The following is a 25,400-nucleotide window of genomic DNA, read 5'->3' on the forward strand; positions in this document are numbered from 1 at the left end:
GCCCCGCACCTTGCGGCACGGGGCGTCTGATTCACGTGAAACGCTGGTCGCGTATCAGTCTTCGGCGCCCTGGCGCTCGCGGGACTTCTCGGCGTCGCGCTCGGCCTTCAGCTTCTCGGTGATGTCCTCGCCAGTAGCCTGGTCGACCACCTTCATCGACAGGCGCACCTTGCCGCGCTCGTCCATGCCGAGGAACTTGACCTTGACCTTGTCGCCTTCCTTGACGACGTCCTGGACCTTCTGGACGCGGCGCGGGGCCAGCTCCGAGATATGGACCAGGCCGTCCTTGGCGCCGAAGAAGTTCACGAAGGCGCCGAACTCCATGACCTTCACGACAGTGCCGTCATAGATCATGCCCGGCTCCGCCTCGGAGACGATCGACTTGATCCACTTGATCGCGGCTTCGATCGACTTGCCGTCGGCCGAAGCGATCTTGATGGTGCCGTCGTCCTCGATGTTGACCTTGGCGCCGGTCTTCTCGACGATCTCGCGGATCACCTTGCCGCCCGAACCGATGACTTCACGGATCTTGTCGACCGGGATCTTCATCGTCTCGATGCGCGGCGCATACTCGCCGAGCTGGCTGCGCGAGGCGGACAGCGCCTTGCTCATCTCGCCGAGAATGTGCTCGCGACCGCCCTTGGCCTGGCCGAGGGCGACCTTCATGATCTCCTCGGTGATGCCGGCGATCTTGATGTCCATCTGCAGCGAGGTGATGCCCGCGGCGGTGCCGGCGACCTTGAAGTCCATGTCGCCGAGATGGTCCTCGTCGCCGAGGATGTCGGAAAGCACCGCGAAGCGCTCACCCTCGAGGATCAGGCCCATGGCGATGCCGGCGACCGGCGACTTCAGCGGCACGCCCGCATCCATCAGCGCCAGCGAGGTGCCGCAGACCGTGGCCATCGAGGAGGAGCCGTTCGACTCGGTGATCTCCGAGACGACGCGGATCGTGTAGGGGAACTCCGACTTCGCCGGCAGCATCGGACGGATGGCGCGCCAGGCGAGCTTGCCATGGCCGATCTCGCGACGGCCGGGCGAACCCATGCGGCCGGTCTCGCCGACCGAATAGGGCGGGAAGTTGTAGTGCAGCAGGAAGGTCTCCTTGTAGGTGCCTTCCAGCGAGTCGATGAACTGCTCGTCGTCGCCGGTGCCGAGCGTGGTCACGACCAGCGCCTGCGTCTCGCCGCGGGTGAACAGCGAGGAGCCGTGGGTGCGCGGCAGGATGCCCGCTTCCGCCACGATCTTGCGGACGGTCTTGACGTCGCGGCCGTCGATGCGGACGCCGTCGTCGAGGATGGTCCAGCGCACGACCTTGGCCTGGGCCTCCTTGAACTGGCCGCCGACCTGCTCCTTGGTGAAGGTGGTCTTGCCGTCCGGCTCGGCCGAAACCAGCGCCTGGACCTTGGCCTTGGCGGCATCCAGTGCCTTGTAGCGCTCGGCCTTGGTGGTGATCTTGTAGGCGGCGCGCAGGTCCGCATCGACCAGCTTGAGAACCGCGTCGAGCACGACCGAGTTGTCGGCCGGCACGTAGTCGCGCGGCTCCTTGGCGGCCTTCTCGGCCAGGCGGATGATCGCGTCGATCACCGGCTGGAAATGCTTGTGGCCGAACATCACGGCGCCGAGCATGATTTCCTCGGAGAGCTCCTTGGCCTCCGACTCGACCATCAGCACGGCGTCCTGGGTGCCGGCGACGACGAGGTCGAGCTGCGATTCCTTGACCTCTTCGATCAGCGGATTGAGCTTGTAGGCGCCGTCGACATAGCCGACGCGGGCAGCGCCGACCGGGCCCATGAAGGGCACGCCCGAGAGGGTCAGGGCGGCGGAGGCGGCGACCATCGCGACGATGTCGGGATCGTTCTCGAGGTCATGCTGCAGGACCGTGACGACCACCTGGGTGTCGTTCTTGTAGCCTTCGGCGAAGAGCGGGCGGATCGGCCGGTCGATCAGGCGCGAGACCAGCGTCTCCTTCTCGGTCGGGCGTCCCTCGCGCTTGAAATAGCCGCCGGGGATGCGGCCGGCCGCGAAGGTCTTTTCCTGGTAATTGACGGTGAGCGGGAAGAAGTCGAAGCCCGGCTTCGGCTCCTTGGCCGAGACGATGGTGGCGAGCACGACGGTCTCGCCATAGGTGGCGAGCACGGCGCCGTCGGCCTGGCGGGCGATCTTGCCGGTTTCGAGCACGAGCTTGCGCCCGCCCCAGATCAGCTCTTCGGTCTGAACATCGAACATAGGATTTTCTTTCGGTCGGATGCGATCCGTCCGGCGTCGATCGTGCCCATGGGCAAGACGGCGAAACGTCCGGGAGGTGCTCGCAGGAAGCGCGCCCGGGCGCTCGGCGATCCTGCCATGGACGTCACTGACGCCGGCGGATCATGCGGGAAGCCGCCCCATGCGGTTGCCGCATTGAAGGGGGAACGTCGCGTCATTGCGGCGCTCCCGGTTTGGGGTCGATGAGACGGCCCCTAGCAGAACCGCCCGGAGCAGCGAGGCACCGGGCGGAAATTCGGTTCGATCAGCGGCGGATGCCGAGCTTCTCGATCAGGCTCTTGTAGCGCGCTTCTTCCTTGCCCTTGAGATAGTCGAGCAGGGAGCGGCGCTGCGAGACCAGCTTGAGCAGGCCGCGACGCGAATGGTTGTCCTTGGTGTGGGACTTGAAGTGGCCGGTCAGGTTGTTGATGCGCTCGGTGAGGATCGCGACCTGGACTTCCGGCGAACCGGTGTCGTTCGGCTTGGTGGCGTGCTCTTTGATGAGCGCGTTCTTGCGCTCGGCAGTGATCGACATCGTCATGTCCTTTGGTTCGGTGTTGATCTGGCGGGCCAGGCCGGGATGTCGTCCAGCAAGGTCCGAAGCCCGCATCCGCCTCATCGCGGAAGGGATGCGCAGCCGGCCATCGGGCCGGTTGCACGCGCATATACACGAAACTGGCGGAAAGGCTAGGGTTCTAGCGTCGTGGTACGGAGAAGGGCATGCAGCAGGTCGAGGAAAGACGCGCCGTACGGGCACTCATCCTCACACCGGACCGGCAGATCCTGCTCTTTCGCTTGCGGCCGCCTGGAGAAACGCGGTGCTTCTGGATCGCACCGGGCGGCGGGCTCGATCCCGGCGAGACGATCGAGGACGGCTTGAGACGCGAGCTGCGCGAGGAGCTCGGGCTGGTCGATTTCCGGATCGGTGCGCTCGTCTGGCGCCGCCACCACACTTTCGACTGGGGCGCCCGCCGGATCTCGCAACGCGAGGAATACCGCATCGTCGAGGTGCAACGCTTCGAGCCTGTCATGACCGACGAGGTGGAAGCGCGGACGGTCGTCGAGCATCGCTGGTGGCCGATCGCCGAGCTCGGCGGCATCGGCGAACCGCTGACGCCGTTGAGCCTGCCGGCGATCCTGACGCGATATCTCACGGAGGGCGCGCCCGATCCGGCGCCGCCCGAGGAAGTGCTGGTCGACGACGCACCGGCTCGCTGACTGCCGGAACCTCTGCCGGCTCCGCAGGTTGACTCGCCGCAGTCTCCAACTGGGGTCGAGTAATCATGTCCGCTATGCCGAAAGACCGCCTCATCGCTGCGCTCGGCGTCCAGCTCCGGGCCGAGCGCGAGACCCGCGACGCGCTCCGTGACGTGATCGCCAACGGCCAGCTCGATCGCGAGGTTCTGTTGGCGATCCTCTCCGATCCGGTTCCCGTCGTGACCCGTGACGAGATCGTCCGGGCTGAGGCCTGGCTGCGTGGACTGCCGCCGGCCCTTCCGGCCCGGCCGAAGCTGAGGGCGGCCTGATGGCGCCCCGGCCGGCCTGGAAGGGGTATCTCAAGCTCTCGCTGGTCTCCTGCGCCGTCGAACTGACCTCAGCGACCGACCATAGCGAGAAGGTCTCGTTCCGCGTCATCAACCGCAAGACCGGGAATACCGTCCGGCGACAATATATCGACAGCGTCAGCGGCAAGCCGGTCGATCCCGACGACGAGGTCAAGGGCTACGAGATCGGCGGCGACGAATACCTCCTGATCGAGGAGGACGAGATCGACGCGGTCCAGATCGAGAGCTCGCATACGCTTTCGATCGAGCAGTTCGTCGATCGCGCCGCGATCCCGCAGATCTATTTCGACCAGCCCTATTATCTCAGCCCGTCCGACGAGGTCTCGGAAGAGGCCTTCGCCGTGATCCGCGAGGCGATGGCGAAGCAGAAGAAGGCCGGCATCGCCCGCATCGTGCTCTATCGCCGCGAGCGGCCAGTGATGATCGAGCCCTTTGACAAGGGTTTGCTCCTGACGACGCTGCGCTACGACAAGACCGTGCGCCAGCCGGACGAGGTCTTCGACGGCCTGAAGAAGGGCAAGCTCGACGAGGAACTGGTCGATCTCGCTACCCATATCATCGACAAGAAGGAGGCGAAGTTCGATCCCAGCGGCTTCGAGGACCGCTATGAAGAGGCGCTGCTCGAGCTGATCGCGGCCAAGCGCAAGGGCAAGAAGCCGCCGGTGGCGAAACCGGCCGAGCGTCCGTCCAATGTCGTCAATCTGTTCGAGGCGCTGAAGAAGAGCCTCGGCGAGGAGAGCGGTGCGTCCGGCAAGCCGTCGGCTCGCGGCAAGAAACCGACGAGTGCGCGCAAGTCGACGAGAAAGCCGACCGCCGGCAAGAGCAGGAAGAGTGCCTGACGCGTGTCGGAGGCCGCCATGGCCAATCTCGATCTTTATCGTTCGAAGCGCGATTTCAGCCGCACCCGCGAGCCGAAAGGCGCCGCCAGCCGCCGGAAGCCAGCCCGGAGCGGTGGCGCTTTCGTGATCCACAAGCACGCCGCCCGCCGGCTCCACTATGATCTCAGGCTCGAGCATGAGGGTGTGCTCTGGTCCTGGGCGGTGACGCGCGGGCCGAGCCTCGACCCCGGCGAGAAGCGCCTCGCCGTCCATGTCGAGGACCACCCGCTCGAATACGGCGCCTTCGAGGGCACGATTCCCGAAGGCGAGTATGGCGCCGGTTCGGTGATCGTCTGGGACGAAGGTAAATGGATTCCGGAGAGCGATCCCATCCGCGGCATGGAGAAAGGCCATCTCGCCTTCGCGCTCGAAGGTCACAAGCTCGGCGGCCGCTGGCATCTGGTCAGGCTGAAGCCTCGCCGCGGCGAGAAGCGCGACAACTGGCTGCTGATCAAGGTCGATGACGATTTCGCCCGCGATGACGAGGACATCCTGGAGACCGCGCCGGATTCGGTGAAATCGGGCAGAAGCGTCGAGGAGGTCGGCGAGGATCCCGCTGGCGATGTCTGGTCGACAGACGACAAACCTGCCAAAGGCCGTCAGCTCAGGGCGGCCAAGTCGAAAGCTGCCGCTGCAAAGCCAGCGGAGGCCAAGCCGGCCCGCCGCTCGGAAAAGACCGAAGGCGAGCCGCTGCCGCGTTTCGTCGAGCCGTGCCTTGCGACCTTGCAGGACAAGCCGCCGGCCGGCGATGCTTGGCTGCATGAGGTCAAGTTCGATGGTTATCGGCTGCAGGCGCGGTTCTCGGCCGGCAAGGTCAGGCTGCTCACTCGCACCGGGCTCGACTGGACCGAGCGCTTCGGTGAGCGGATCATCGCTGCGCTCGCGGCGTTGCCTTGCGAGGCCGCCCTGATCGATGGCGAGGTCGTGGCACTGGGCGAGAACGGCATATCCTCCTTTTCCGCGCTCCAGGCTGCGCTGTCGGAGGGGGAGACCGCGAACCTCGTCTTCTTCGCCTTCGACTTGCTGCATCTCGACGGCGAGAACCTCAGGGCCGAGCCGCTGCTCGCCCGCAAGGAGCGGCTCGAGGAGTTGCTGCAGGCAGCGGAGGCCGAAGCACCACTGCGCTATTCCGAGCATTTCATCGAGCCCGGCCAGACCATGCTACGCCATGCCTGTCGCATGGGACTGGAGGGCGTGATCTCCAAGCGCGCCGAGGCACCCTATCGCAGCGGCCGCGGGCGGGACTGGGTCAAGTCGAAATGCACCCAGCGCCAGGAATTCGTCATCGCCGGCTATGTGCCCTCGAAGGCCTCGCGCAACCAGCTAGGTTCGCTCGTCCTCGGCTATCACGAAGATGGCGAGCTGAAGCCCGCCGGCCGCGTCGGCACCGGCTTCACCCGCAATTCGGCCGCCGCGCTGAAGAAGACGTTCGACGCCATCGCCGCGAAAACCTCGCCCTTCCGGGGCGACGCCGGCCGCGAGCGTGGTATCGTCTGGGTGAAGCCTGAGCTCGTCGCCGAAATCGCCTTCGGCTCCTGGACGGCCTCGAAAACGCTGCGGCACTCGGCTTTCCTCGGCCTGCGCGAGGACAAGCCGGCTGAGGAGGTGATCGAGGAGAAGCCGGTCAAGACCGAAGCGAAGGCTCGGCGCGCGACGAAGACCAGACGCAAGGCCGGCCCGGAGACGACCGTGACGCTGAGCAATCCCGACAAGCCGCTCTGGCCCGACATCGGCCTCACCAAGCAGGATCTGCTCGACTATTACGCCGGCGTCTGGGAGCGCATGGCGCCCTTCGTCATTGAGCGCCCCTTGAGCCTGCTGCGCGCTCCTGAAGGGGTCGGCGGCCAAGTCTTCTTCCAGAAGCACGCCGGGGCCGGTCTGCACAAATCGATGTCGCGGATGAAGGATGAGGGTGGCGAGGAGCTGCTCTTCATCCGCGACTTCGACGGGCTCGCCGCGCTCGTCCAGCTCGGCACGGTCGAGGTCCATGTCTGGGGCGCCAGGATCGACGCGATCGAGACGCCCGACCAGGTCATCTTCGATCTCGACCCCGACACGGGCGTGCCGATGGAGCGCGTGCGCGAGGCGGCACTGACAGTCCGCCAGCGGCTGGAGGAGCTCGGTTTCGAGAGTTTCCTCAAGACCTCAGGCGGCAAGGGCTTCCATGTCGTGCTGCCGTTGAAGCCCGAGGCGGATTGGGAGGAGGTCAAAAGCTTCGCTCGCGACTTCGCCAAGGCGATGGAGCAGGCCGAGCCGAAACTCTATACCGCGACCCTCTCGAAGAAGGCTCGCAAGGGACGCATCTTCATCGACTATCTCCGCAATGGTCGCGGTTCGACAGCGATCGCGCCGTTCTCGACACGGGCGCGGCCTGGTGCTGCGGTCGCCATGCCGGTCGCCTGGGAGTTGCTGGAAAAGGGTCTGGCGCCCGATGCTTACAAGGCGCCGGAGGTGACGAAGAAGGGTCCGCCTGACGACGCCTGGACCGCATTCTTCAAGCCGAAGCGGGCCCTGAAGCGCTGATCAGGCGGCGATCTCGCCGCGATCATAGCGGCGCTGGGCTTCCTCGACCTCGCCGATATGGGCCTCGGCCCATTGCGTCAGTGCCGCGACCGTGCCGGCGAGCGTGCGCCCGAGCGGTGTCAGCGAATACTCGACCGTGACCGGCACGGTCGCGAAGGCACGGCGTGAGATCAGCCCGTCGCGCTCCAGGCTCTTCAGCGTCTGCGACAGCATTTTCTGCGAGATGCTATCGATGCGCCGGCGCAGTTCGTTGAAACGCAAAGTCTCCTGCTCAAGCAGGATCAGCACCAGCACCGCCCATTTGTCGCCGATCCGGTCCAGCACCTGCCGCGTCGGGCAGCGGGCATCGAAGGCGTCGGGACGATACAGCATGGCGGTTTCCGTCAGGTGACCTTGTGGCGTGAAAGTGCCTTCTTGAGAGAAAGTCGCATGGCTGCCATCTGGTGTCCATTGGGATGTAGGTTCCCATCAGATACCAGGGAAGATCACCATGAAGATTGCTCTCATCGGCGCCACCGGCTTCATCGGCTCGCGCCTGCTCGCTGAATTGACCAGCCGCGGCCATCAGGTCACCGCCATCGTCCGCAATCCCGAGAAGGTGCCGCAGGGTGCTGGCGTCAGCGCCAGGAAGGGCGACGTCTATAGCAAGGACGAGCTCGCCGCCTTGCTCGCCGGCCATGATGCGGTGATCAGCGCAGTGCACTACACCGCCAGCGATCCGGCGACATTGCTCGCGGCCGTGAAGCAGTCGGGCGTGAAGCGCTATCTCGTCGTCGGCGGCGCTGGCAGCCTCGAAGTCGCGCCCGGCGTGAAGCTGTTCGACACCAAGGAATTCCCGGCGATCTATCTCGACGAGGCCAGGAAGGGCGGCGCCTATCTCGATCTGCTCAAGGGCGAGAGCGGCCTCGACTGGACCTTTCTCTCGCCCTCCGCCTTGATCGAGCCGGGCGAGCGCACCGGCAAATTCCGCCTCGGCAAGGATCAGCTCTTGGTCGACGGCGAGGGCAAGAGCCGGATCTCGGCCGAGGACTACGCCATCGCTCTGGTCGACGAGCTGGAAAAGCCGGCGCATTCGCGCCAGCGCTTTACGGTCGGCTACTGAGACGGGACCTAGCGTCTCGTCCCAGCGTTGCGTGAGCTTACCGGTCAGACTGGATCAGTCTGACCGGGTCCAGCTGCAGGGTCCGGCGGAAGCGCTTCTCGCCGAAGGCGAGCTGGCCGCGGCGGAGTTCGCCGCGCCAGACATGGCCTGCGTCGCTCTCGAAATAGAGCTGCGACGCATCGACCTCGTAGCGCCCGCCATGGCTCGGGGTCTGGTCGCGCTGTTTGCCGAAGCGGCCATTGGGCCGAAGATCGAGCCGGACGGCTCCATCCTCGCTGACCCAGCGGCCGAGCACGGCGCGCTCGGCCTTGCTGAGTGGCTCGGGCAGCTCGAGATCGATCTCGAGCGGGCGAACCGACGGCTTGGCCGGGACGATGATCGACGCGATGGCGCCGAGCGACTGGAAGACCTGGCTGAAGGGCATGATGATCTCCTTTCGTTCAGGTTGTTGGGCGGTGCTGATAGCGCCGCCTTTGACGGGAATATGTCAGTAGCAACCGGCTCCGGGCGCCAGAGCGTTCCGCCTCTGGGTCCGTTGGTCGACGACGCTGCCGGTATGCCAGGACAATGCATCGGAGCGAGCATGGAGCGGTAGACCGATCCGCCGCGATCATTGCCTGATCCTCCAGCGTTGCAGTCCGCCCATGGCAAAGCCACGGTACTTCCTTATATGAAAGTCCAGGCAGTCGGATGGCCTCGGCCACCCGCTATGGAGGCCGGCGCATGCCCCAGGTCCAGGAACTCGCCGCACTGATCGCGCGCTTCGCGCCGACCGACGGTGTCCACGAAACCGCGATCCCGCGTATGAAAGTCGTCCGTCTCTCGCAGCCGAGCGAGCCGATGCACGGCCTGCACGAGCCGGCGCTCTGCATCATCGCCCAGGGCGCCAAGCAGGTGATCCTGGGCAACCAGATCTACCGCTATGACGCCGCGCATTGCCTCGTCGTCTCGCTCGATCTGCCGGTCATCGGCCAGGTGATCGAGGCGACGCCTGACAAGCCCTATCTCTGCGTCAAGCTCGAGCTTGACCCAGCCGCGATCGGCGCGCTGATGCTGGAAACCGCGCCACTCGCCGAGCGGGAGGTCGCGCCTGGTCCGGGCATGGTGGTCAGCACACTGACGCCGGCCTTGCGCGATGCCGTGATCAGGCTGACCAGCCTTCTGGCCTCTCCCGCCGACATTGCGGTACTCGCGCCATTGGTCGAGCGCGAGATCCTTTATCGCCTGCTGATCAGCGAACAGGCGGCGCGTCTGCGCCAGATCGCTGTGGCCGAGAGCAAGCTGCAGCAGGTGAACCGCGCCATCGGCTGGATCAAGCGCAATTACCGCAGTCCTTTCAGCGTTGAGATCGTCGCGGCGGAGGCGCGGATGAGCCCATCGGCGCTGCATCTGCATTTCAAGGCGGTGACTGCGATGAGCCCGCTGCAATACCAGAAGCAGTTGCGACTGCAGGAGGCGCGCCGGCTGATCCTGGCCAATGCACGCGACGCGGCATCTGCCGGGTTCGAGGTCGGCTATGAGAGCCCCTCGCAGTTCAGCCGGGAATACAGCCGCCTGTTCGGTGCTCCACCGCTGCGCGATGTCGCGCGTTTCCGCGGCGTCGCAGCGGCTGACGCCGCCTAGAATTCCTCCCATCCGGCATCGCCGGCGCGGCCATTGGCGGCTTTGCGCGCCGGTGCTGCCTTGCTCTGGGCGAAGGCGGCCTCGGCGAGCTGGCGCAGGCGCTCGGGCTCGGGTGCCTGGCCGCTGGCGCGATCGGCCGGGCCGGCCGGGTGCGGCGCCGCGCTGATGGGGCGTGCAGGAGCCCGCAGGGCGGTCCTGGCGGCAGAGCGCGTGCCGGTGCTGCCGGAGGCCGCTCCGGTTGCCAGGACGCCGCTGCTGCCATTCCCGGTGCGGAAGCTGGCGACCAGCGTGTTGAGTTCGCCGATGCGGCCGGAGAGCGCCCCGGCCGATGCGGCGCTCTGTTCGGCCAGGGCCGCATTGGCCTGCGTCATCTCGTCGAGATGGGCGACCGCCTGGCTCATCTCGTCGATGCCATGCGCCTGCTCGGCCGAGGCCGCCGAGATCTCCTGGATCGTGCCGGTGACCTTCTGCGAGGCGGCGAGGATCTTTTCGAGCGAGTCCCCGGCCCGGCGCACCAGCCGCACGCCCTGCTCGACTTCGGCATTGGACGAGGAGATCAGCCCGGAAATGTCCTTGGCCGCCTCGCCCGAGCGCTGGGCGAGGGTGCGCACTTCGCTAGCGACCACGGCAAAGCCCTTGCCGGCATCGCCGGCCCTTGCCGCCTCGACCGCCGCATTGAGCGCCAGCAGGTTGGTCTGGAAGGCGATGTCGTCGATCACCCGGATGATGTCGGAGATCTTGCGGGAGGCCTCCTCGATGCGGGCCATGGCGCTGACCGCCTCGCCGGCGATGGCGCCGCCATCCTGGGCCGCCTTCATCGCCTCCTCGGCGACCGCAGCCGCCTGGCGCGCGCCTTGCGCCGAAGCCTTCACCGAGGCGGCGAGCTCCTCGGTCGTCGCCGCCGTCTCCTCCAGCGAGGAGGCCTGCTCCTCGGTCCGCTTTGACAGGTCGTCGGCGCCCATATTGATCTCGCGCGCCGCGATGCCGACATCCGACGCCGTCGCCTGGATCGTCGACACCGTCGCCGAAAGGCGATCGACGGCTTCGTTGAAATCGGCGCGGAGCTGTTCGTACTCCGCCGGGAAGGCATCCTCGATCCGGCACGTCAGGTCGGCCTGGGCGAGGCGTTCCAGCCCGGCGGCGAGGGCGCGGACGATCGCCTCCTGCTGCTGGGCATGGTCGCGCTGCAGCGCAGCCGTACGCTCGCGTTCGGCCTGGTTGCTGCGGCGCTCGGCGTCCGTCCGCTCCGACTGCTCGGTCGCCTCGGTCTCCAGTCGCGCTTTCTCGATCGCGGCTTCGCGCAGGATGCCGACGGCATCGGCCATCGCCGCGACTTCGTCGCCGCTGCGCAGCTTTGGCGGCTCGCTGGCGAGATCGCCAGCTGCGAGCTTCAGCATCGTTTCCTTGAGCTGGCCCAGGGGTCTCAACGTCCGGCGGGTCAGCCAGAACAGCAGCGTCCCGCCGATCGCGGCGATCACGAGGCCGGCGATGACGTTGTTGCGGATCATCTCGTCGATGACGGTGAGGAAATCCGACTGCTTGATGCCGACATAGAGGATGCCGATCACGGCATTGTCCGACTTCTGGATGATCGGCTCGTAGATGGTGAAATAGGGAACGCCGAGGATGTCGGCGGCGCCGGAATAGGTACGGCGTTCCTTGAAGACAGCGTCATGGGCGGGACCCTGCGCGAGCTTGGTGCCCACCGCGCGCGAGCCATCCGGCTTCTGGACGTTGGTCGTGACGCGCGTGTCGCCCATGAACACGGTCGCGGTGCCACCGGAGAGTGCCTTGACCTTGTCGACGGCGGCGAAATTGCCGTTGACCGGCTCAGAGCCGAAATAGAGCTTGTCGCCCTCCAGCCGCGGCTCGCCCTTGGCGGAGAGGATATCCCGAAGCAGGTTGATGTTGATGGTCAGGCTTGCCTGAGCCCGTTCGCGCATCGCGCTGTCGGCGGCGCGGATCGAGACGATCACCGATGCCGCAATTGCGGCAGCGAAGATGGCGATACCGACGATCGCGAGCCGGTTGGAGATGGGTAGCCAGAGGGAGGCGAGCTTCTTCACGGGCGGCTCCTTGAGGCGGCCGAGGTCGACCAGACTCAAGAACCCGTCCAAACTGGTAAATTTCGCTTTAAACAGGGTCGAAATCGACCAAAAAGGCCCTGTTTTGCGGGCAATTCGTTCCATTCAGGACGAACTGCACCACGACATGCGTGTGCGCTTCAGAGCGCTCTTCTACAGGTTGAAGACGCGATGCGGCACGAATTCGCCCTGCGTGATCGAGCCGGTCGCGATCAGCACGCCGCCGCTCACCGCATAGACTGCGTCCGCCTCCAAGGGCGCGTCGCGGCCGCGCAGCAGCACGCTCTGGCCGCGCTTCAGCCGAAGCGCAGCGTCGCGATGGATCACGATCTCCGGAATCAGCGCCAGCGCCGCCGAGACCGGCAGCAATGCCTCTGCGGCACCGTCGCCCTCGCGCAGAATCTCCACCGTGGCCGCATCGGCCACCGCGAACGGGCCGACGCGGGTGCGGCGCAGATGCGCGACATGGCCGAGGCAGCCGAGCGCCAGTCCGAGGTCGCGGGCGATGGCGCGGACATAGGTGCCCTTGCCGCATTCGGCCTCGAAGGTCGTGGTCGGGCCATCATGGCGGACGATGCGCAGCGCGGTAATCTCGACCGGGCGGGCTTCCAGCGTCACCTCCTCGCCATCGCGGGCGAGGTCGTAGGCGCGCTCGCCGGCGATCTTGATCGCCGAGAACTTCGGCGGCACCTGCTGGATCGTGCCGGTGAAGCGCGGCAGCAGGGCTGCGATCGCCGGCTCGTCGGGCCGGAGCTCGGAGGTCGCGACGACTTTGCCCTCGGTGTCGTCGGTATCGGTCTGCGAGCCCCAGGCGACGGTGAATTCATAGGCTTTGCGCCCGTCCATCACGAAGGGGACGGTCTTGGTCGCTTCGCCCAGCGCAATCGGCAGAAGGCCCGAGGCAAGCGGGTCGAGCGTGCCGGCATGGCCGGCTTTCTTGGCGTTATAGGCGCGCTTCACCACGGCGACCGCATGGGTCGAGGTCATCCCGATCGGCTTGTCGAGCACGACCCAGCCATGCACGTCGCGCTTCTTGGGCCGCGGCGGCCGGCCGCCATCCGCCTCTGCCGGGCGGTTCTCGTCAGTCGTCGTCATGATGCTTGTCTTGCTGGTCCAGGTCCTGGTCAATGTCCTGGTCGATGCGCAACGGCTGCTTCAGGATGTCCTGGCGCACCTTGTCCGAATAGAGCAGCGCATCGATGCGCTCGGCCTCGGCGAAGCTCTCATCCTGCAGGAAACGGACGTTCGGCGCATATTTCAGGTTCACGCGATGGGCGATCTCGCCACGGATATGGCGCTTGTGCCCGTCGAGTGCCTTCAGCACCGCCGCGATGTCCTGGCCGCCGAGCGGCATGATGTAGCAGGTTGCGAGCTTGAGATCGGGCGAGAGCCGGACCTCGGGCACGGTAATGACGTGCTTGGCCAGCACATCGTCATGGATGCCGCCGCGCGCCAGCATCTCCGCCAAGGCGTGACGGATCAGTTCGCCGACGCGCAATTGCCGCTGCGAGGGCCCGGAGCCCTGTGTGTTGGGTTTCTTTGCCATGGTTCTCGTTCTCCGGGATCGGACCGGACGGACGGGTTTGAAACGTCATGGCCGGGCGAAAGCCCGGCCATTTGTAGCTATCCGGGGAGCAAGCGTGCCTGTCAGAGGCTGCGCTTGATCTCCTCGACACGGAAGCACTCGATCACGTCGCCAGCGCGCATGTCCTGGTAGCTCTCGAAGGACATGCCGCACTCCTGGCCGGCGACCACTTCCTTGGCGTCGTCCTTGAAGCGCTTGAGCTGGGCGAGCTTGCCCTCGTGAACCACGACGCCGTCGCGGATCAGGCGGACATTGGCGCCGCGCTCGATCGTGCCGTCGGTGACGCGGCAGCCGGCGATCTTGCCGACCTTCGAGACGTTGAAGATCTCGAGGATCTGCGCGTTGCCGAGCATGGTCTCGCGCAGGGTCGGCGCCAGCAGGCCCGACATCGCGTCCTTCACATCATCCATCAGGTTGTAGATGATGCTGTAGTAACGGATCTCGACGCCGGCCCGTTCGGCCGCTTCGCGCGCTTCCTTGTGGGCGCGGACGTTGAAGCCGATCACCACCGCGCCCGAAGCCTGGGCCAGCGTGACGTCGGATTCGGTGATCGCGCCGACGCCGGACGAGAGCACGCGGGCGCGGACCTCGTCATTGCCGACCTTCTCGAGCGAGCCGACGATGGCTTCGACCGAGCCCTGCACGTCGCCCTTGACGACGAGCGGGAACTCCTTGCGGCCGGCGCCTTCCTTCAGTTCGCGCATCATCTCGGCGAGCGAGCGGCCGGCGCCCGAGCCGGCGCCGCGGGCGGCGAGGCGGTCGCGCTTCTGGCGCTCACGGTAGTCGGTGATCTCGCGGGCACGGGCTTCCGACTCGACGACCGCGACGCGATCGCCGGCTTCCGGCGTGCCGTTGAAGCCGAGCACCTCGACCGGAAGCGACGGCGCCGCTTCCTTGATCTGGGCGCCGGTATCGGAGATCAGCGCGCGGACGCGGCCCCATTCCGAGCCGGCGACGATGATGTCACCGGTACGCAGCGTGCCGCGCTGGACGAGGACGGTCGCGACCGGGCCGCGGCCGCGGTCGAGCTTGGCCTCGATCACCGTGCCTTCTGCGGCGCGCTCGGGATTGGCCTTGATGTCGAGCACCTCGGCCTGCAGCGCGATCGCCTCGAGCAGCGTGTCGAGTCCCTGGCCGGTCTTGGCCGAGACTTCGATTTCCAGGGTCTCGCCGCCGAGCGACTCGACCTGGATCTCGTATTGCAGCAGCTCGGAACGGACCCGGTCCGGGTTGGCGTCGGACTTGTCGATCTTGTTGATCGCCACGATCAGCGGCACCTTCGCCGCCTTGGCGTGGTTGATGGCCTCGACCGTCTGCGGCATCACGCCGTCATCAGCGGCGACCACCAGCACGACCACGTCCGTCACCTTGGCGCCGCGAGCGCGCATCGCCGTGAAGGCGGCGTGGCCGGGCGTGTCGATGAAGGTCACCTTGGCACCATTCGGCGTCGTCACCTGATAGGCGCCGATATGCTGGGTGATGCCACCGGCTTCGCCGGAGACGACATGGGTCTTGCGGATCGCGTCGAGCAGCGAGGTCTTGCCGTGGTCGACATGGCCCATGATGGTCACGACCGCCGGACGCGAGACCAGGGTCTCATCGGTGTCCGGCGTGTCGAACAGGCCTTCCTCGACGTCGGATTCGGCGACGCGCTTGACGGTGTGGCCCATTTCCTCGGCGACGAGCTGGGCGGTGTCGGCGTCAATCACGTCGGTGATCTTGTGCATCGCGCCCTGCTTCATCAGCAGGCGGATGACGTCGACGCCGCGCTCCGTCATACGGTTCGCGAGTTCCTGGATGGTGATCGTCTCCGGGATGATCACCTCGCGCATCACGCGCTCCTTGGCGACGTCCGAGGCGCGATGGCCGGTCATGCGCTGCACACGGCGGCGGAACGAGGCGAGCGAGCGGGTCCGCTCGTCGTCCCCGCCCGTGGCGGTCGACAGCGTCAGGCGGCCGCGCGGCTTCTCGCCGACCTTCGGGGTCTTTGGAGCCGGTGCCGGGGCGCCGCGCGGGGCACCGCCGGGGCTGCCGCCGGGGCGACGGAAGGCGGGACGCGCTTCGCCGTCATCGGGACGGCTGCGCGGCGCGCCTGCCGAAGACGGCGCCTGGCGCGCGGGCCGGGCGACGAGCGGCTCGGCGGTCGCGTTGGGATCGGGACGGGGGCCGCGCGGCGCATCCGAGCGCGGTGGACGGAAATCGAGCCGCGGCGGGCGGGCGCCGACATCGCGGGACGGCGGGCGCGGCGAGCCATACTCGCGCGTTTCGCGCGGCTCGCGCGGGCCGGACGGCGCCGGGCGCTGCTGTTGGGCATAGGGTTGCTGCGGCGCGGCCGGCGGAGCGGCGTCGCGCGGTGGCGCAGGACGGGGCGGCGCGGCCTCTTCGCCCATGCGCTGGCGAGCGGCGCTCTCGGCCCGGCGCTTGTGCTCGTCTTCCTGGCGGCGGCGATCTTCCTCCTCGCGCTGGCGGGCCTGGGCGGCCTCACGCTCGGAGCGTTCGCGGGCTTCGCGGGCGGCGCGCTGGCGTGCCTCGTCCTCGGCGCGGGCACGAGCCTCCGCTTCGACCGCGCGGGCATCGGAAAGGGCGCGCTGGCGCGCATCTTTCTCGTCGTCCGAGAGCGTGCGCAGCAGCATGCCACTGGCTGGCCGATTGGCCTGCGGTGCCGGCTGGGGCGCCTGCGGCCGCGGCGGCGTCGGAGCCTGAGGTGGCTGGGGCGCACGGGCGACGGGCGCCGGAGCGGGCTCGTGGCCGCCGACGCGGCGCTTGACCTCGACGACGACCTGCTTCGAACGCCCATGCGAGAAGCTCTGACGAACCGTGCTCTGTTCGACAGGGCGCTTCAGCGACAACGTCTTGGGAGGCGTCACGCTCAAGGTCTTGTCGCCGGGGGTCTTGGTGTCACTCATTCCGCTTTCGGTCCTGCCGGTTCGGTCTTCGTATGGTCGCGCGCGTCGGATTCGACCGGGTCGATAAACGCCGTTTCGCCAGCATCGTTCGTCCGGAAGCGGACGAGCCGACGCCAGCGCGCGAGGAAACCCTCAGTCGCCGGACCCGGAGCAAGCGCTGCATGTATCACATGCTCCCGCCCGAGCGCCAGTTCCAGTTCGGCCGCGGCGAAATTCGCCACGACCGGTATCTCTTTCGGCATCGGCGCCCGCCGCAGCGCCTGGCCGATCTTGCGTTTGCCGTCCTCGGCGCCATCGCTGGCGGCGATCACCGCGGCAGCGCGTCCGGCCTGGGCGAGCGCCTCGACCTTGGCGAAGCCGCTGACGACGAGACCGGCCTTGTTGGCCATCGCCAGCGCCTGGACCGCATCCTTGGCCAGCAGGGCGTCGACCTCGGCCGCAAGCTCGGGCGACACCGTGACCTTCGTCTTCAGCGAGCGCTCGAAAGCGCGCCGCTTCACCGCCTCGCGGACGGCAGCCTCGCTGAGCGAGACCCAGACGCCGCGCCCCGGCAACTTGCGCCTGATGTCCGGCACCAGCACCTCGCCGGGGCCGACCACGAAGCGGATCAGATCCTCCGGTACCCGTGCCTGGCGCGTCACCGCGCAGGTCCGCTCCGGACCTTCTCGTTCGGCGCGCCGGCTCAGGCCTGCGACTCCTCGGCTTCAGCCTCGACCTCGGCTTCCGGCTCCGGCGCCTCGACCCAGCCCGCCTTGATGCGGGCCGCCATCACGATCGCCTCGGCGTCCTGCCGCGACAGGTCGAAACCGTCGAGATAGCCGGAATGGCGGGTGGTCTCGCCGTCCTTGCGCTCGGTCCAGCCGACCAGATCGTCGGTGGCGCAGCCGGCGAGGTCCTCGACGTTCTTCACGTCGTTCTCGCCGAGCGCGACCATCATCGCGGTGGTGATGCCTTCGACCTCGCGCAGCTCGTCCTCGACCCCCAGCGCCTTGCGCTTGTCATCGAGCTCGGCCTCGACCGCGGCCAGATACTCCTGGGCACGGTTCTGGATCTCGGCAGCGGTATCCTCGTCGAAGCCCTCGATCGAGGACAATTCGCTCGGCTCGACATAGGCGACCTCCTCGACCGAGCGGAAGCCTTCCGAGGCGAGCAGCTGGCCGACGGTTTCGTCGACGTTGAGGGCGTTCATGAACAGCTCGGTGCGCTGCACGAACTCCTTCTGGCGGCGCTCCGATTCTTCGGCCTCGGTCAGGATGTCGATATCCCAGCCGGTGAGCTGCGAGGCGAGGCGGACATTCTGGCCGCGGCGGCCGATCGCGAGCGAGAGCTGCTCGTCCGGCACCACGACCTCGATCTTGTCCGCTTCCTCGTCGAGCACGACCTTGGCGACTTCCGCCGGCTGCAGGGCGTTGACGACGAAGGTCGCGACATCGGGCGACCACGGGATGATGTCGATCTTCTCGCCCTGGAGCTCGCCGACCACGGCCTGCACGCGCGAGCCGCGCATGCCGACGCAGGCGCCGACCGGATCGATCGAGGAATCACGCGAGATCACGGCGATCTTGGCGCGCGAGCCCGGATCGCGGGCGACGGCCTTGACCTCGACGATGCCGTCATAGATCTCAGGCACTTCCTGGCCGAACAGCTTGGCCATGAACTGCGGATGGGTGCGCGACAAGAAGATCTGGGGTCCACGCGGCTCGCGGCGCACGTCGTAGACATAGGCGCGGGCGCGGTCGCCGACCTTGAAGGTCTCGCGCGGGATCATCTCGTCGCGGCGGATGATCGCCTCGCCGCGGCCCAGATCGACGAAGACGTTGCCGTATTCGACGCGCTTGACCGCGCCGTTGACGATCTCGCCGATGCGGTCCTTGTATTCGTCGTACTGCCGGTCACGCTCGGCCTCGCGCACCTTCTGCACGATGACCTGCTTGGCCGACTGCGCCGCGATGCGGCCGAAATCGAAGGGCGGCAGCGGATCGGCGATCACATCGCCGACCTGGGCAGCCGGGTTGTGGCGCTTGGCTTCGTCGACCGTGATCTCGACGGCACCGTTCTCGACGAGGTCGACGACCTGGAGATGGCGTGCCAGCCGCAGTTCGCCCGATTTCGGGTTGATCTCGGCATGGACGTCGGTCTCGGCGCCGTAGCGCGAGCGCGCCGCCTTGGCGATCGCGTCCTGCATCGCGTCGATCACGATCTGCCGGTCGATCGACTTCTCGCGGGCGACGGCGTCGGCGATCTGCAACAGCTCGAGCCGGTTGGCGCTGACGGCCATGGCGCTCACTCCTCTTCTTCTGTGTTCTGCACCGGCCCCTTGGCGCCCTTGCCCGGCTTGCGGGCCTTGGGATCACGGGGGCCGAGCGACTTGCCGCGCCCGGGTACGGGCTGGGCGATCTCGTCGGCGGGCGGCATTTCCGGCGCCAGGCCCGATTTGCCGCGCCGGAGCGATTCGGTGACCAACGCGTCGGTCAGCACCAGCCGCGCCTCGGCGATCAGGCGCATCGGGATCGCGACATCGCGCTCCTCGTCGGCCTTGGCGTCATCGCGGCTCAGCAGGGCGTCGGTTCCGCTGGCGCCCCGCAGGATGCCGCGGAAGCGCTTGCGCCCGGCGAAGGGCTCGCTGGTCTCGATCTTGGTCAGGTGGCCGGCCCAGCGCTCGAAATCGCTCGGCCTGACCAGCGGCCGGTCGATACCCGGCGACGACACTTCCAGATGATACGCCGCCTGGATCGGATCGTCGACGTCGAGTGCCGGCGACGCTGCCTGGCTCACGGCTTCGCAACCCTCGACGGTCATGGTGCCGTCCGGGAGCTCGGCCATGATCTGGACGGTGCAGCCGTTCTGGCCGGAGACGCGCACGCGCACCAGCCGGTAGCCGAGATCCATGATCGCCGGCTCGACGATTGCCGCGACGCGCGCGGCGACGCCGCTCTCGACGACGATCCGCTCTTCCTGACCTTGGCTGTTCTGCTCGACCATCCGTATGGCTCGCCCGTCTCCCGCCGGCTCCAAAAAAGACTCATGGGCGGTTCGGCCAATAAAAAAGAGCGGGCCGGTGGGCCCGCTCTTGATCGCCGGCTTACACCGAAACCAGAGCTGTTGGCCGCTATCTAGTCCCGTTTCTGCGATCTTGCAAGCCTGTCCTCGATTTCGACGATCCCGCTAACGGGCTGGTCATTCTTCACTGCTACGACGTCGGGATGGTGTGTCGCGAGGTTGCGTGATGAGTCCTGTCGGAGCGTTGTTGCGCGATCTCGAGACGACGATGTCGCGCGGCTCGACCGATGAGCGCGCTGTCATCCTGTCACGGCTGACCGATCTCTTCCTCAGCACGGCCAAGGACATGGGCGAGGATCAGGTCGGCGTTTTCGACGTGGTGATCGGCCGCCTTGCCCGTGCGATCGAGATGAGGGCGCGCATCGAGCTGGCCGAGCGGCTCGCTCCCGTCCCCAATGCGCCGAGCGGCGTCGTCCGCCAGCTCGCCCTCGACGAGATTGCGGTCGCGCGGCCTGTCCTCGTCGCCTCGAAGCGCCTCAGCGATCATGATCTCGTCGCCATCGCCGCTGCGAAGGGGCGCGACCACATGCTCGCTATCACCGAGCGGCCGGATCTGGGCGAGCCGGTCACCGATTTCCTGATCCTGCGTGGCGGACGCGTCGTGAGCCATGCGGTCGCCGCCAACCAGACCGCTCGCTTCTCCCGCCATGGCATGGGCGTCCTCGTCATGCGCGCGGCCCAGGACGACGCCCTGCAGGCGACACTGGGCTCGCGCGCCGACATCCCGGCCGATCTTGCCGAACAGCTGATGGCGGCGGCCAAGAGCTCGGCTCGCCGTCGGCTCGAAGCCTCGCTCGAGCCGTCCCTGGCTGGTGCCGTCGCCGGTGCGGTCGAGCGCGGTGCCGAGGCCGTATCGGTCCAGGCAGCCATCGGCGATGAATTGGGCCGGTTCGGAAAGGCGCTGGCGGACGTCAAGATCCTCGACGAGGCCGGAAAGCTCGATGAATCGGTGGTCGCGCAATACGCGATCTCCGGCGCGGTCGAGCACGCGATCTGCGGCGTCGCCACGCTGGCACGGCTCACCTTGCCGGCGACCGAGCAGATCGTGTTCGGGCCCGATCGCGATGCCGTCCTGCTGGTCGGACGCGGCATGGGCTGGTCGTGGGAAACGACCAGGGCGCTGATCGGCCTGCGCAAGGGCGACGGCAAGTCCGCCCCGGTGCTGGAGCGGGCGCGGCAGAGCTTCCGCAATCTGACGCCGACGACGGCGCAGCGCGTGCTCGGCTTCCTCAGGATGCGCGACGGCGCGCAGTCAGATAGCTCGGCACTCGCCCGGCCTTGATCGCCTTGGCCTCGTAGCGGGTCCGGACCCAGCCCGGATAGGGCTGGCGCCAGTCGGCGGCATTTTCGTCGACCCAGTCGAAATCGGGCGAGGCGATGAGACGCGCCAGCGTCCAGCCGACATAGTCGTCGATGTCGCTGGCGAAGCGGAAGCGCCCGTCCGGCCGCAGCACCCTGGCGAGCAGCGAAAGCGTCCGCTCCGAGACGAAGCGGCGCTTGCGCTGCCGGCGTTTCGGCCAGGGGTCCGGGTAGAGCAGGTCGGCCGCGTCGATGCTGCCGGCCGGAAATCGCGGCAGGAGCAGCGCTGCGTCGCCATCCCAGAGCCGGATGTTGCGCAGGCCCTCCTGTTCGATCACGGCCAGGAACTTGGCCATGCCGTTGATGAAGGGCTCGACGCCGATGAAGCCGATCTGCGGGCTCTCGCGCATGCGCGCCAGCAGGTGCTCGCCACCGCCGAAGCCGATCTCGAGCCTGACCGCCTCGACGGGAACCGGGAAGAGCGCCTTCAGATCGGCGATCGGCCCGTCCGGCAGGCGAAGCGCCGGCAGGGTCTCGGCGATGCGCTCGGCCTGGCCCTGGCGCAGGCCCTTGCCCTTGCGTCGGCCGAAGAAGGCCCGGTCTGGATCGTGCTGCTCTGTCATGAGGATGCCTTTACGGCGAGCGGCCGGAAAGAAAAAGGCCGGGGCGACGCCCCGGCCTTGATGTCCGCGCGGACGGGCGGATCAGGCGACGGCCTTCTTCAGCGCGTCGACCAGATCGGTCTTCTCCCAGGAGAAGCTGCCGTCACGGCCGGCCTTGCGGCCGAAATGGCCATAGGCGGCCGACTTGGCATAGATCGGCTTGTTGAGAGCAAGATGGTTGCGGATGCCGCGCGGCGTCAGGTCCATGACCTCGCCGAGCACGCCCTCGAGCTTGGCCTCGTCGACCTTGCCGGTGCCGTGCAGGTCGACATAGATCGACAGCGGCTTGGCGACGCCGATGGCGTAGGAGAGCTGGATCGTGCAGCGATCGGCGAGCTTGGCCGCGACGACGTTCTTGGCGAGATAGCGCGCCGCATAGGCAGCCGAACGGTCGACCTTGGTCGGGTCCTTGCCCGAGAAGGCGCCGCCGCCATGGGGAGCCGCGCCACCATAGGTGTCGACGATGATCTTGCGGCCGGTCAGGCCGGCATCGCCGTCGGGGCCACCGATCACGAACTTGCCGGTCGGGTTGACGTGCCAGACGGTGTCCTTGGAGATCCAGCCATCGGGCAGGGTCTGACGGATATAGGGCTCGACGATCTTGCGGACATCGGCCGAGGACAGCTTCTCGTCGAGATGCTGGGTCGAGAGCACGATCTGGGTGACGCCGACCGGCTTGCCGTTCTCGTATTTGACCGTGACCTGGCTCTTGGCGTCGGGGCCGAGCTTGGCGGCCGCGCCTTCGCCGGCATGGCGGGCCTTGGCGAGGACTTCGAGGATCTTGTGGGCGTAATAGATCGGGGCCGCCATCAGCTCGGGCGTCTCGCGGCAGGCATAGCCGAACATGATGCCCTGGTCGCCGGCGCCGACATCCTTGTTGCTGCCTTCGTCGACGCCCTGGGCGATGTCGGCCGACTGCGGATGCAGCAGCACGTCGATCTTGGCCTTCTTCCAGTGGAAGCCGTCCTGCTCGTAGCCGATCGCACGGACCGCCTTGCGTGCCGCCGACTTCACCTTCGACTTGATCTGCTTCTCGTCGAGATGGGTGCGGACCTCGCCGGCGACGACGATGCGATTGGTGGTCGCGAGCGTCTCGGCTGCGACGCGCACCTGCGCCGGATCATGGCCCGCCTTGATCGCCTCCTTGAAGAACAGATCCACGATCTCGTCGGAAATCCGGTCGCAGACTTTGTCCGGGTGACCTTCGGAAACGGACTCGCTGGTGAAGAGATAGTTCTGGCGCGACACGGTCGGAGGATCCTTTTCAGGGCTGCGAAATCGGCGCCGGCGGAGACCTGCGCCCGGATAAAAAAGGCGCAGCGTCTTTTGCAGCGGAAAGGTTCGCCGTCAAGGGAAGAAATTTTTTTGGAAGACGCTTCGTTCGTTAAGGCGAACAAAAAAATGCAGAATCAAGGCATTTCACTGGAGTCGCCAGCCAGAGCCTCGACGAGATCGATCACCCGCCGGCGCACGCGTGGGTTCTTGATGCGCACGAACGCCTTGGACAGCTGGACGCCTTCGCTGGTCGTGAGGAAGTCGGCGACATAGGTCGTGGCCGCCGCATCGGCGAAGCCGCCGGCGGTTGTCTCGTCGCTCGGGGCACCCTCAAAGAAGAAAGCGACAGGCACACCCAGCATCTTGGCGATCTGCTGCAATCGACTCGCGCTGATCCGGTTCGTGCCCTTCTCGTATTTCTGCACCTGCTGGAAGGTCAGGCCGAGCGCCTCGCCGAGCTTTTCCTGGCTGACGCCCACCAGCATACGTTGCATGCGCACGCGGCTGCCGACATGGCGGTCGATCGGATTTGGGAGCTTCTTCAGCATGTGCCGTTCACCTCTTGCCTTACTCAACCGCACTTCCGGTCGCGCGTCTACCGCCGGCTCCGGACAGAAACGTATCAATATGCGTTGATTCTTGGCCCGACTGCGGAGAAAATGATGGGGCCAAGGAAGGCGGGGCATGTCGGGACGGCATTTCAACGCGGGACGCGACGCACTCGATTTCATCGATCGGCTAGGCGCGCTCAACGATCCGGGTGCGGTGATCGCTGCCTTGCGCGACAAGCTTGCGAGCTATGGTTTCCACGCTTTCCTGATTACCGGCCTGCCGGAGATCGGCGACCGGATTGATCCGCTCGTGCTCCTCAACGGCTGGCCGCCGGGCTGGTTTGAGCTCTATCTGGAGAAGTCTTTCTCGGATTGGGACCCGATCGCGGCCCACTGCAAGACGACGGTCGACCCGTTCGCCTGGGCCGATGTTTATCAGGATGGCGGGGCGTCCGCGCGCCAGCGCGAGGTGATGCACCGGGCCCGCGACTTCAACATGGTCGAGGGCTTCTGCGTACCAATCCACGGCGAGTCCGGCTTTCAGGCCGTCGTCACCATGGCGGGAGACCGACCCGATCTGTCGCGGCAGGCCCGCTCGGCCATTCACCTGATGTCGATCTATGCCCATGGCAAGGCAGCGGACTGCTTGCGGCCGGCCCGTCTCGAACATGTCCTGACAGTCCGCGAGCGCGAGGTCCTGACCTGGTTCGCGACCGGCAAGACGACCGAGGGCGTCGCCGAGCGTCTGGGCGTTTCGCCGGGGACCGCGGAGGCTCATTTCGAGAACGCCGCCAGGAAGCTCGGCGTGAGGGGTCGCACGCGGACCGTGATCGAAGCCTACCGCCGGGGCGAGATCAGCATCTAGAGCGTGTTTCGTAGCGGCGGGACCACTTTTGCGATAGGAACGACCGTTCGAATCCGGTCGAATTCGACCGCTTCTTCCGGAATTCCGGAATACCCATGAAACCTGAATGGAGCCAGCCTTAGTCCCTCAAGGAAGAGGGACGCGGCGATGATCCATGTTGTCGATGCCGGGAATCGGCATCTCTATGGGGCCGAACTCGAACAGCATTTCAGGATTCGGCATCAGATCTATGTCGGCGAGCGCAAATGGATGGCGCTCGAACGACCCGATGGCCGGGAGGTCGACCAGTTCGACACCGCGGACGCGACCTATCTGCTGGCGATCGAGAACGGACGCGTGATCGGCGGCACGCGGCTCGTTCCCACGACGTGCCCGCATCTGATGGCGGATGTCTTTCCGTTCCTGGCCGATGTGCGCGGGCTGCAGCGCGGCAACGACATCGTCGAATGGACGCGCATCTTTGTCGTGCCGGAATGGCGCGGCAGCGATAGCAAGGTCCTGCACACCGTCCTCGCCGGCATGTTCGAGCATTGCCTGGCCAATGACATCGCGGCGATCACGGTGGTGATGGAGACCTGGTGGATGCCGCGTTTCCTGCAGCTGGGCTGGGAGGTTCGGCCGCTCGGCCTGCCGACGATGATCGACGGGATGAACTGTGTCGGCACGATCATCACGGTGAGCGAAGAGGCCTACCGTCGCACGCTCGCTTTCAAGAACATCGAGGGGCCGGTCATCCTGCCGCGCCGTCAGGCCAAGCGGGCTCCGGGCGAGAGGAGGATCTCGCATGTCTAATCAACATGACACCGGCAGCAGCAGCCGCGACAAGATCGAGTACGCGCTGGGATTGCTGACCAATCTGCTGCGTAGCCAGCCTGTGCATCAGGAGCTGGTCGATGTCGCCTACCGCATGGACCTGCCGGATGAGCTCTGGCTCGCCGTCCAGATCCTTTCCATGTCGGAGCCGGATCAGTCGAAGCTCAGGGATTTCCTGCTGATGAACCCCAGCCCGCAGCTGCAGCGGGTTAACCGGAACACGCTCGTGCTGACGCAGGATGCCGCGCCGGCCCTGCACTAGGGCCTGCCGGCAAGAACGGTGTCGATCGGCGTATCGAAACGCACTTGGCGGCCAGGCCGACTGACCTGGCCGGATCAAGGCGAACTCGCGTTTGGCGCGAGGA

Annotated in this window: 24 protein-coding genes; 10 read left to right on the top strand and 14 right to left on the bottom strand. The window is 66.8% G+C overall.

The window, feature by feature from the left end:
- Positions 1-54: 54 nt before the first annotated feature.
- Positions 55-2,226 (bottom strand): polyribonucleotide nucleotidyltransferase, encoded by a 2,172-nt coding sequence (gene pnp, locus ACWIGM_RS25915; RefSeq protein WP_454028857.1) that lies wholly within the window; start codon positions 2,224-2,226, stop codon positions 55-57.
- A gap of 283 nt (positions 2,227-2,509) precedes the next feature.
- Positions 2,510-2,779: a 30S ribosomal protein S15 gene (gene rpsO, locus ACWIGM_RS25920; protein ID WP_454028858.1), complete on the bottom strand. Its 270-nt coding sequence runs from the start codon at positions 2,777-2,779 to the stop codon at positions 2,510-2,512.
- Between the two features lie 185 nt (positions 2,780-2,964).
- Here rpsO and ACWIGM_RS25925 point away from each other — a divergent pair, with 185 nt between their 5' ends.
- The 4 genes from ACWIGM_RS25925 (at position 2,965) to ligD (ending at position 7,210) form a co-directional block, all read left to right on the top strand.
- Positions 2,965-3,462 carry an NUDIX hydrolase gene (locus ACWIGM_RS25925; protein WP_454028859.1) on the top strand — a complete coding sequence of 166 codons (498 nt, stop codon included), beginning with the start codon at positions 2,965-2,967 and terminating at the stop codon, positions 3,460-3,462.
- A 65-nt stretch (positions 3,463-3,527) separates the two neighbouring features.
- Positions 3,528-3,770 (top strand): hypothetical protein, encoded by a 243-nt coding sequence (locus ACWIGM_RS25930; protein ID WP_454028860.1) that lies wholly within the window; start codon positions 3,528-3,530, stop codon positions 3,768-3,770.
- A complete protein-coding gene (gene ku / locus ACWIGM_RS25935) occupies positions 3,770-4,648 on the top strand; it encodes a non-homologous end joining protein Ku (RefSeq protein ID WP_454028861.1) in 879 nt (292 codons plus the stop codon). Before ACWIGM_RS25930 ends, ku begins: the two co-directional genes overlap by 1 nt.
- A gap of 18 nt (positions 4,649-4,666) precedes the next feature.
- Positions 4,667-7,210 (top strand): DNA ligase D, encoded by a 2,544-nt coding sequence (ligD, locus tag ACWIGM_RS25940; protein ID WP_454028862.1) that lies wholly within the window; start codon positions 4,667-4,669, stop codon positions 7,208-7,210.
- Here the strand turns inward: ligD and ACWIGM_RS25945 are convergent, their stop codons facing one another.
- Positions 7,211-7,582 (bottom strand): winged helix-turn-helix transcriptional regulator, encoded by a 372-nt coding sequence (locus ACWIGM_RS25945; protein ID WP_454028863.1) that lies wholly within the window; start codon positions 7,580-7,582, stop codon positions 7,211-7,213.
- Between the two features lie 118 nt (positions 7,583-7,700).
- Between ACWIGM_RS25945 and ACWIGM_RS25950 the strand changes: the two genes are divergently transcribed.
- A complete protein-coding gene (locus ACWIGM_RS25950) occupies positions 7,701-8,312 on the top strand; it encodes an NAD(P)-dependent oxidoreductase (protein WP_454028864.1) in 612 nt (203 codons plus the stop codon).
- 37 nt (positions 8,313-8,349) lie between these two features.
- On the opposite strand, the gene ACWIGM_RS25955 is transcribed toward ACWIGM_RS25950, so the two are convergent.
- A complete protein-coding gene (locus ACWIGM_RS25955; protein ID WP_454028865.1) occupies positions 8,350-8,736 on the bottom strand; it encodes an Atu4866 domain-containing protein in 387 nt (128 codons plus the stop codon).
- A 299-nt stretch (positions 8,737-9,035) separates the two neighbouring features.
- Here ACWIGM_RS25955 and ACWIGM_RS25960 point away from each other — a divergent pair, with 299 nt between their 5' ends.
- Positions 9,036-9,935 (top strand): AraC family transcriptional regulator, encoded by a 900-nt coding sequence (locus ACWIGM_RS25960; protein ID WP_454028866.1) that lies wholly within the window; start codon positions 9,036-9,038, stop codon positions 9,933-9,935.
- Here the strand turns inward: ACWIGM_RS25960 and ACWIGM_RS25965 are convergent.
- From ACWIGM_RS25965 to rimP, 7 genes are all read right to left on the bottom strand, one after another.
- A complete protein-coding gene (locus tag ACWIGM_RS25965; protein WP_454028867.1) occupies positions 9,932-12,040 on the bottom strand; it encodes a methyl-accepting chemotaxis protein in 2,109 nt (702 codons plus the stop codon). The two genes, ACWIGM_RS25960 and ACWIGM_RS25965, sit on opposite strands and share 4 nt — an antisense overlap.
- Positions 12,041-12,172: 132 nt before the next feature.
- The gene (truB, locus tag ACWIGM_RS25970; protein WP_454028868.1) at positions 12,173-13,114 is read right to left on the bottom strand and encodes a tRNA pseudouridine(55) synthase TruB; all 942 of its coding nucleotides are present in this window, start codon (positions 13,112-13,114) and stop codon (positions 12,173-12,175) included.
- Entirely contained in the window at positions 13,101-13,565 is a 465-nt protein-coding gene (gene rbfA / locus ACWIGM_RS25975) for a 30S ribosome-binding factor RbfA (protein ID WP_454028869.1), read from the bottom strand. The genes truB and rbfA overlap by 14 nt, the downstream gene beginning before the upstream one ends.
- A gap of 101 nt (positions 13,566-13,666) precedes the next feature.
- The gene (infB, locus tag ACWIGM_RS25980) at positions 13,667-16,510 is read right to left on the bottom strand and encodes a translation initiation factor IF-2 (protein ID WP_454028870.1); all 2,844 of its coding nucleotides are present in this window, start codon (positions 16,508-16,510) and stop codon (positions 13,667-13,669) included.
- The gene (locus ACWIGM_RS25985) at positions 16,507-17,196 is read right to left on the bottom strand and encodes an RNA-binding protein (protein WP_454029404.1); all 690 of its coding nucleotides are present in this window, start codon (positions 17,194-17,196) and stop codon (positions 16,507-16,509) included. Before ACWIGM_RS25985 ends, infB begins: the two co-directional genes overlap by 4 nt.
- Positions 17,193-18,788: a transcription termination factor NusA gene (gene nusA, locus ACWIGM_RS25990; RefSeq protein ID WP_454028871.1), complete on the bottom strand. Its 1,596-nt coding sequence runs from the start codon at positions 18,786-18,788 to the stop codon at positions 17,193-17,195. Before nusA ends, ACWIGM_RS25985 begins: the two co-directional genes overlap by 4 nt.
- A 5-nt stretch (positions 18,789-18,793) precedes the next feature.
- Positions 18,794-19,492, bottom strand: coding sequence for a ribosome maturation factor RimP (rimP, locus tag ACWIGM_RS25995; RefSeq protein ID WP_454028872.1), 699 nt, complete (start codon positions 19,490-19,492; stop codon positions 18,794-18,796).
- 244 nt (positions 19,493-19,736) lie between these two features.
- On the opposite strand from rimP, the gene ACWIGM_RS26000 reads away from it, so the two are divergent.
- On the top strand, positions 19,737-20,852 hold the full coding sequence (locus tag ACWIGM_RS26000) for a DUF2336 domain-containing protein (RefSeq protein ID WP_454028873.1): 1,116 nt from the start codon (positions 19,737-19,739) through the stop codon (positions 20,850-20,852).
- Here the strand turns inward: ACWIGM_RS26000 and trmB are convergent.
- The 3 genes from trmB to ACWIGM_RS26015 all read right to left on the bottom strand — a co-directional run bounded on the left by trmB (position 20,800) and on the right by ACWIGM_RS26015 (position 23,354).
- The gene (gene trmB, locus ACWIGM_RS26005; protein WP_454028874.1) at positions 20,800-21,492 is read right to left on the bottom strand and encodes a tRNA (guanine(46)-N(7))-methyltransferase TrmB; all 693 of its coding nucleotides are present in this window, start codon (positions 21,490-21,492) and stop codon (positions 20,800-20,802) included. The genes ACWIGM_RS26000 and trmB overlap by 53 nt on opposite strands.
- Positions 21,493-21,573: 81 nt before the next feature.
- A complete protein-coding gene (metK, locus tag ACWIGM_RS26010) occupies positions 21,574-22,779 on the bottom strand; it encodes a methionine adenosyltransferase (RefSeq protein ID WP_454028875.1) in 1,206 nt (401 codons plus the stop codon).
- A gap of 161 nt (positions 22,780-22,940) precedes the next feature.
- Positions 22,941-23,354 (bottom strand): helix-turn-helix domain-containing protein, encoded by a 414-nt coding sequence (locus ACWIGM_RS26015; RefSeq protein WP_454028876.1) that lies wholly within the window; start codon positions 23,352-23,354, stop codon positions 22,941-22,943.
- Positions 23,355-23,490: 136 nt separating this feature from the next.
- Here ACWIGM_RS26015 and ACWIGM_RS26020 point away from each other — a divergent pair, with 136 nt between their 5' ends.
- From ACWIGM_RS26020 to ACWIGM_RS26030, 3 genes are all read left to right on the top strand, one after another.
- Positions 23,491-24,222: an autoinducer binding domain-containing protein gene (locus ACWIGM_RS26020; protein ID WP_454028877.1), complete on the top strand. Its 732-nt coding sequence runs from the start codon at positions 23,491-23,493 to the stop codon at positions 24,220-24,222.
- Positions 24,223-24,369: 147 nt separating this feature from the next.
- A complete protein-coding gene (locus ACWIGM_RS26025) occupies positions 24,370-25,014 on the top strand; it encodes an acyl-homoserine-lactone synthase (RefSeq protein WP_454028878.1) in 645 nt (214 codons plus the stop codon).
- Complete coding sequence (locus ACWIGM_RS26030) at positions 25,007-25,297, top strand: hypothetical protein (protein ID WP_454028879.1); 291 nt, start codon at positions 25,007-25,009, stop codon at positions 25,295-25,297. Before ACWIGM_RS26025 ends, ACWIGM_RS26030 begins: the two co-directional genes overlap by 8 nt.
- Positions 25,298-25,400 lie beyond the last annotated feature (103 nt).

This window comes from Allobosea sp. NPDC055332 (genome assembly GCF_053645455.1).